This is a genomic window from Acinetobacter sp. ANC 4218 (assembly GCF_002135245.1).
Lineage (GTDB): Bacteria > Pseudomonadota > Gammaproteobacteria > Pseudomonadales > Moraxellaceae > Acinetobacter.
The window spans coordinates 1-6,150 of sequence record NZ_NEGD01000031.1; the positions used below are offsets into that span (position 1 = coordinate 1).

A 6,150-nucleotide genomic window follows, 5' to 3' on the forward strand; every position below is an offset into this window, starting at 1 on the left:
TTAGGTAGAAGCCTAAATTTATAGTGTTGTGAAATATTCATTAAATCATTGTTTACAAAAGAATTAATATGGGTGAATTATAGCAAAATAAAGCACTGTAATAAAGGCGATATTTGATTTTTTATGGCTATCGCCACTCGCTTATATCCCCCACCTGACTGTCGGTGGGGGTCTTACGCTCGATGAAGATAAAACAGTGCAATACAGCAATTAACTATTTTCTGACATTTGATATTCACAAAAAGTAGGTCTGCAAGGCCAGATCAAATCCAATAACTGTTGATTTCGTACAGCCTCCAATTATGTGCATTATCTACTTTTCATTGTGTAGGCAAACTTTACTTTTGATGGGCCAAAAGTAAACAAAATCCCTTTGTTTGCCCGATATGGCATCCCTGCCATACGGACAAACGTGCGAAATCCTGTCGCATTCCACATATCAACATTTTTCTGAACTTCTATGTTTTGATACTAATAATAAAAAAGCACCCCATCTGGAGTGCTTTTTTATTATTAAAAATCTAAAGCTTAGATTTCACGTACCGCACCTTTTGCCGCACTGGTGGTATGCATGGCATACGCTTTTAGTGCTTTAGAAATTTTACGTGGACGCTCTTCCACCGGATGCCAGCCTTTGGCTTCTTGCGCTTCACGGCGAGCTGCCATGGTTGCTTCATCCACAGCCAGGTTGATGGTACGATTTGGAATATCGATTTCGATTAAATCACCATCTTCAACCAGACCAATGGCACCGCCTTCAGCCGCTTCAGGTGAAACGTGACCAATCGACAAACCTGATGAACCACCCGAGAAACGGCCGTCAGTCAGCAAGGCACATTCTTTACCTAAACCTTTCGATTTCAGGTAACTGGTTGGGTACAGCATTTCCTGCATACCCGGACCACCACGTGGACCTTCGTAACGAATCACGACTACGTCACCGGCTTTAATTTCATTACCCAAGATCGCCTCTACCGCAGAATCCTGGCTTTCAAATACGCGGGCAGTACCGTTGAATTTCAAAATTGAATCATCAACGCCGGCAGTTTTGACGATACAGCCATCCAGTGCGATGTTGCCGTAAAGCACGGCCAAACCACCGTCTTTCGAGAATGCATGTGCTGCATTGCGAATCACTCCATTTTCACGGTCACCATCTAAACGCGAATAGTAACGGTCTTGTGAGAAAGCAGTTTGTGTTGGTACGCCGCCCGGTGCCGATTTAAAGAATTGGTAAACCTCTTCATTTTCAGTCCGGATGATGTCCCATTTGTCCAAAGCATCTTTCAGGGTTGCTTCGTGGACAGTACCCACAGACGTATTCAGTAAGCCAGCACGATCCAGTTCACCTAGAATGGACATGATACCGCCGGCACGGTGTACATCTTCCATATGCACATCATTTTTTGCAGGTGCAACTTTACACAGTACTGGCACTTTACGAGATAAACGGTCGATATCATCCATGGTGAAATCAACGCCCGCTTCATTTGCAGCTGCCAACAAGTGCAGTACCGTATTGGTTGAACCACCCATTGCAATGTCCAGCGTCATGGCATTTTCATACGATGCTTTGGTTACCATTGAACGTGGTAATACACTGTAATCGTCCTGTTCATAGTGGCGTTTAGCTAATTCAACAATTAACGAGCCTGCACGTTCAAACAGTTTTTTACGGTTGGCGTGGGTTGCTAAAGTTGAACCATTACCTGGAAGAGAAAGACCCAATGCTTCGGTTAAGCAGTTCATTGAGTTGGCAGTGAACATGCCTGAACATGAACCACAGGTTGGGCAGGCAGAACGTTCGTATTCCGCCACTTCTTCATCAGTATAGTTGTCATCTGCCGCCACGATCATCGCGTCGATCAGGTCGATGGCTTTGTCGTTGCCGCGGATTTTGACTTTACCCGCTTCCATTGGACCGCCAGACACGAATACCACCGGAATGTTCAGGCGCATCGCTGCCATCAGCATTCCCGGGGTGATTTTGTCACAGTTGGAAATACACACCATAGCATCGGCACAGTGGGCACTGACCATGTATTCCACCGAGTCGGCAATCAGGTCACGTGAAGGCAATGAATACAGCATGCCGTCATGCCCCATGGCAATCCCGTCATCCACCGCAATGGTGTTGAATTCTTTGGCTACACCACCTGATGCTTCAATTTGACGAGCCACGAGTTGACCAAGGTCTTTTAAATGAACGTGACCTGGAACAAATTGTGTGAATGAGTTGACGACGGCAATAATTGGCTTGCCAAAGTCTTCATCTTTCATCCCAGTTGCGCGCCATAAGCCACGCGCACCCGCCATGTTTCTTCCGTGTGTCGATGTTTTTGAACGATAGTCAGGCATTGTGTTATTCCAACAAAGTTTGTGCTTGAGTTGAATGAGCTCATTCACTCTGGCGAAATCTTACAGATCGAGAGCATGAAATCAGTCGAATTTCCAACCTATCATACACCAAGCCATTGTTTTTCAAGATGGCATTTTCATCTTAGTATAGGGGTAGATGGGTCTATAATTTGAACTTCGTGATTTGACGACAAAAATCTTTAACTGAAATCTACTATACCGCCATCATTGCCAATTCATTACAAAACTTTCATGAATAATTTTTAAATTTTGCATTACTTTATTTTATTGAATTAGACAGATTTGACATCCTCCCCCAGCTTAAAGCCATAGGTATCTACACATCTATGAGGTACCTATTGCAATTGCAGCAATCTCATTCAGCTCCTCTATCCCTGACTTCTTAAATGGTATCTAAGTGAACGTCTTGCTGACTTCTTGTTACTCACACGCCATTTTAATTTTGCTTTTACGCTCCATTTGATAAAAGGCTTCCACAGAAACCTTTTTAACAATCTCTTTATTTTTGCTTAATCAAATAAAGCCCTAAACATTGTTTACCTTCCAAATCGGTACACAATTCAGCTGTTTTTGCAGATATCCATTTCAAGCTTAAACGGATTTGTGCTTTGCTATAGTCGCTGACTTGGCCGCTGCAGCCCGCTTTTTTATTATCCGATACCACACTCATTGCAAAGATATCCAGCTGTTTTGGATCCTGAGTGCGAATCACCGAAAATTCGCCGCTCATTTTCTTTTGCTTTGCTGTGTAAACGACTTTAGCAGGCTGGGTAAATTGATAACTTTCCGTACATTGCATTTTTGCATTATAAACCGTTCAAGTACCCCAAAAATCTTTTTGAAGATTCACTTGTGTTTTATCAAATGCTTGTACCGATAATGCACAGGCACTACCCAAAATAAAACAGGAGATTTTTTTCAACATTGCTGTTATTCCATCAGGAAAAATGAAAAACATGCAATTCCCTACTGTGAACTGCATGTCATTTGAAGAATTAAGATTATCGCCAGTTGACGTTTACACGACGGTTAGGTGCCAAACATTCCACAGTGGACGCAGATTTGGTTTGACCTTCACATTCTTGATAAATGCGGGTTGCACCATTAGCATCAATTTTAATGTGATTGGTATTAATTCCATGCTTGGTGAGTAAATAAGCCACGGTATTCGCACGCTGTGCAGATAAAACCTGGTTATAGTTAAAGTTACCCAATTTGTCGGCATAACCCGTCACAGTCACCCGCTGGCTGCCGGACTGCTTAATGGCCTCTGCAATTTCTTCCACGCGGCTAAAGTCACGGTTAATCGCAGGCTCATCATAACGGTCAAAGGCGAATAGTACGCTAGCTTGTGCAGCTTGGGCATTCAGTCCTCCAGCAACCAATGCATTTTTATCTACAGGTTCATTGTTGGCACCATATTGCGCCAAGCCCTGACAGGCTTCACCCTTCCAATAATATGCCTTGGCCAAGTAGTCTTTATCAAAGTCGATACGCAACTGGCAGCGTTTGTATTGCTGGGTTTCAGGCACGCGGATATCCAATACATAGTTCCACTCACGAACCCCAAACACGCCTTCGCTAAAATGTGGATGGCCCAAAATATAACGAATTTGGTCTTTGGTTAAGCCATTTTCCAGACGCAGTACCTGATCATATTCATAACGGTGAACTTGATCTAGGTAACTTTTTTTCACTTCTGGAAAATAAACGGACTCATCAGCCATCTGTAAATTAATCTGCTCTTTTGCATGTGTTAGACCACTCAGCACACCAGTTAAAAATGCACAGCTTACAATTGTTTTTAATAAAGTTTTCATTGTCATCTCAATTTTTGCTTAAATTTAAAAAACAAGTGGGAAAGAGCCATCATGCTCTTTCCCAACCATGCATTAATCAATTACACCACTGATACCAACACGTACACTTGGATCACCTGATGAACCGGCAGCAACACCACCAGTCAATGACCAGCGACCGTTATCCGCAGTTTTACGTAAAGTCACACCAACTGCATTTTCACCGCCATGATAGGCAGCACCCGCCGCATAAGTGTATTTACCTGGAATGTACGGTGCATTTTCTAGTGCCATTGCCGCAGCAATACCTGCATTGGCTTTTTTCTCAACATCATCAATACGTTGATTGGTTGAGTAGAATGCTTGTTGTAACTGATCACCCAAATTGGTAATACGGTTACCCAATGCCTGATCGGCCTGATTGAGCGCACCTAATGCATCACCGACATTGTTATAAGAACCACCATTGACTTCATAATTTGGCGCATCAAAACTTTGCGTGATGTTGTTATAGCCAGCACCGCCGCCTAGGTATTGAGACAACTGCCCCATATTCACAGCATCGCTGTTTTGCACGCCATTGCTGACATTACTCACTGCTTTACTGCCTGCATCAATACCGGAAGCGGTCACAGATGGACCATTTTTAATGCTCAAGCCACTGCTATCAACAGTGGTATTGCCAGCAACCACCTTATCAGTCGTTACAGTGCCTGCATTAATATCCTTCGCTGTAACACTGTTCAGCGTAATATCATCAGCTGTTGACACCGTATAGTTAGTACTGCCATCTGTGTTTGGATTGCTCACAACTTTAATATTGCTGCCTTCAGTCACAGTCGATTTAGATTGAACTGCGGTTTTGTTTACTGCTGCAATAGCATCGTTAATATTGCTTTGACCCGTACCACCAATATTACTGAGATTTCCATTGGTATCATAAGCACCAGCACCCATCATGTCGTGAATTTGACCACCATTCACAGCATCTTGAGAACCCGCAGTAATTTTGCCGTCAGCAACATTGGTCACTTTTTGTTTGCCCGCATCGATACCATTTTTGGTTACGCTTGGGCCACCCGCAATGGTTAAACCATTATTATCAATTTTGGTGTCTCCAGTCGTTACACTGCCAGTTGCACCCAAATCAATATCTTTGTTTAAATCGACAGTAATGTTATTGCCCTGATTTGAAACTATGACATTGCCATCTTTATTACTGAAATCAACAGTATCGTTTGGCTTCACATTGTTTGCTGTACCGCCATTGGTACTGACATTCCAGCCTTTATTGGCATTATTGGCCACTTGATTGACCGATTTGATTGCATCATCAATAGTACTTTCACCAGTACCACCAATATTGGACATGCTGAGCAGGCCGCCGTTATTGGCTGCATTACCGCCTAAAATAGATGCGACATTACTTTGCGCCTGGTTCAGCTGTTCTTCAGTCGCTGCACGGCCTTGAGATGCAAAATCACCACTTCCAAGTGTCTTATTACTCAAACCAGTCAATGTACCTTTCACTGAATCTAGCACCAGTGTGTTAGTACCTTTTACAGTCAATTTACCTGCTTCAAGACTACTACTGCTCAACGTATTTCCAGTTGCATTCATTTCAGCTACAAATAAACCCGTATTACTTAATGATGCAGATTTTTTTCCATCCTTGTCTTGTGTAATTATGCCTGTTGCACTCAGAATCGATGTATTACCTAATATATCTGTCGATGTCACACTGTCAAATACCACATCTTTCTTCGTTGCTACAGTGACCTTATTCCCTGCCTGTTCAACCGCAATGTTGTCACCAGCGATAAACGTTACTGTTTCATCTGGCGTGATCTGTTCAACTGAACTACCTGCCACTGCACCTGTGCCAGTTTTATCTGTCGTCAGTTTCCAGCCTGTATTCGCTATCGCTTTTACTGCATCAAGCTGACCACCATTCACAGCATCTTTAGATCCT

General features: G+C 43.0%; 4 protein-coding genes. All 4 read right to left on the bottom strand.

What is annotated here, in order from left to right; translation table 11 throughout:
- Nucleotides 1-528: 528 nt before the first annotated feature.
- Nucleotides 529-2,358 (bottom strand): dihydroxy-acid dehydratase, encoded by a 1,830-nt coding sequence (ilvD, locus tag B9T38_RS16450; RefSeq protein ID WP_086197804.1) that lies wholly within the window; start codon nucleotides 2,356-2,358, stop codon nucleotides 529-531.
- A gap of 520 nt (nucleotides 2,359-2,878) precedes the next feature.
- The gene (locus B9T38_RS16455) at nucleotides 2,879-3,178 is read right to left on the bottom strand and encodes a hypothetical protein (RefSeq protein WP_251992264.1); all 300 of its coding nucleotides are present in this window, start codon (nucleotides 3,176-3,178) and stop codon (nucleotides 2,879-2,881) included.
- A 202-nt stretch (nucleotides 3,179-3,380) separates the two neighbouring features.
- The gene (gene tpgA, locus B9T38_RS16460; protein WP_086197806.1) at nucleotides 3,381-4,199 is read right to left on the bottom strand and encodes a trimeric autotransporter adhesin/peptidogylcan-associated protein TpgA; all 819 of its coding nucleotides are present in this window, start codon (nucleotides 4,197-4,199) and stop codon (nucleotides 3,381-3,383) included.
- A gap of 72 nt (nucleotides 4,200-4,271) precedes the next feature.
- A partial coding sequence (locus tag B9T38_RS16465; protein ID WP_171263266.1) for a YadA-like family protein occupies nucleotides 4,272-6,150 on the bottom strand: 1,879 nt, incomplete at its 5' end.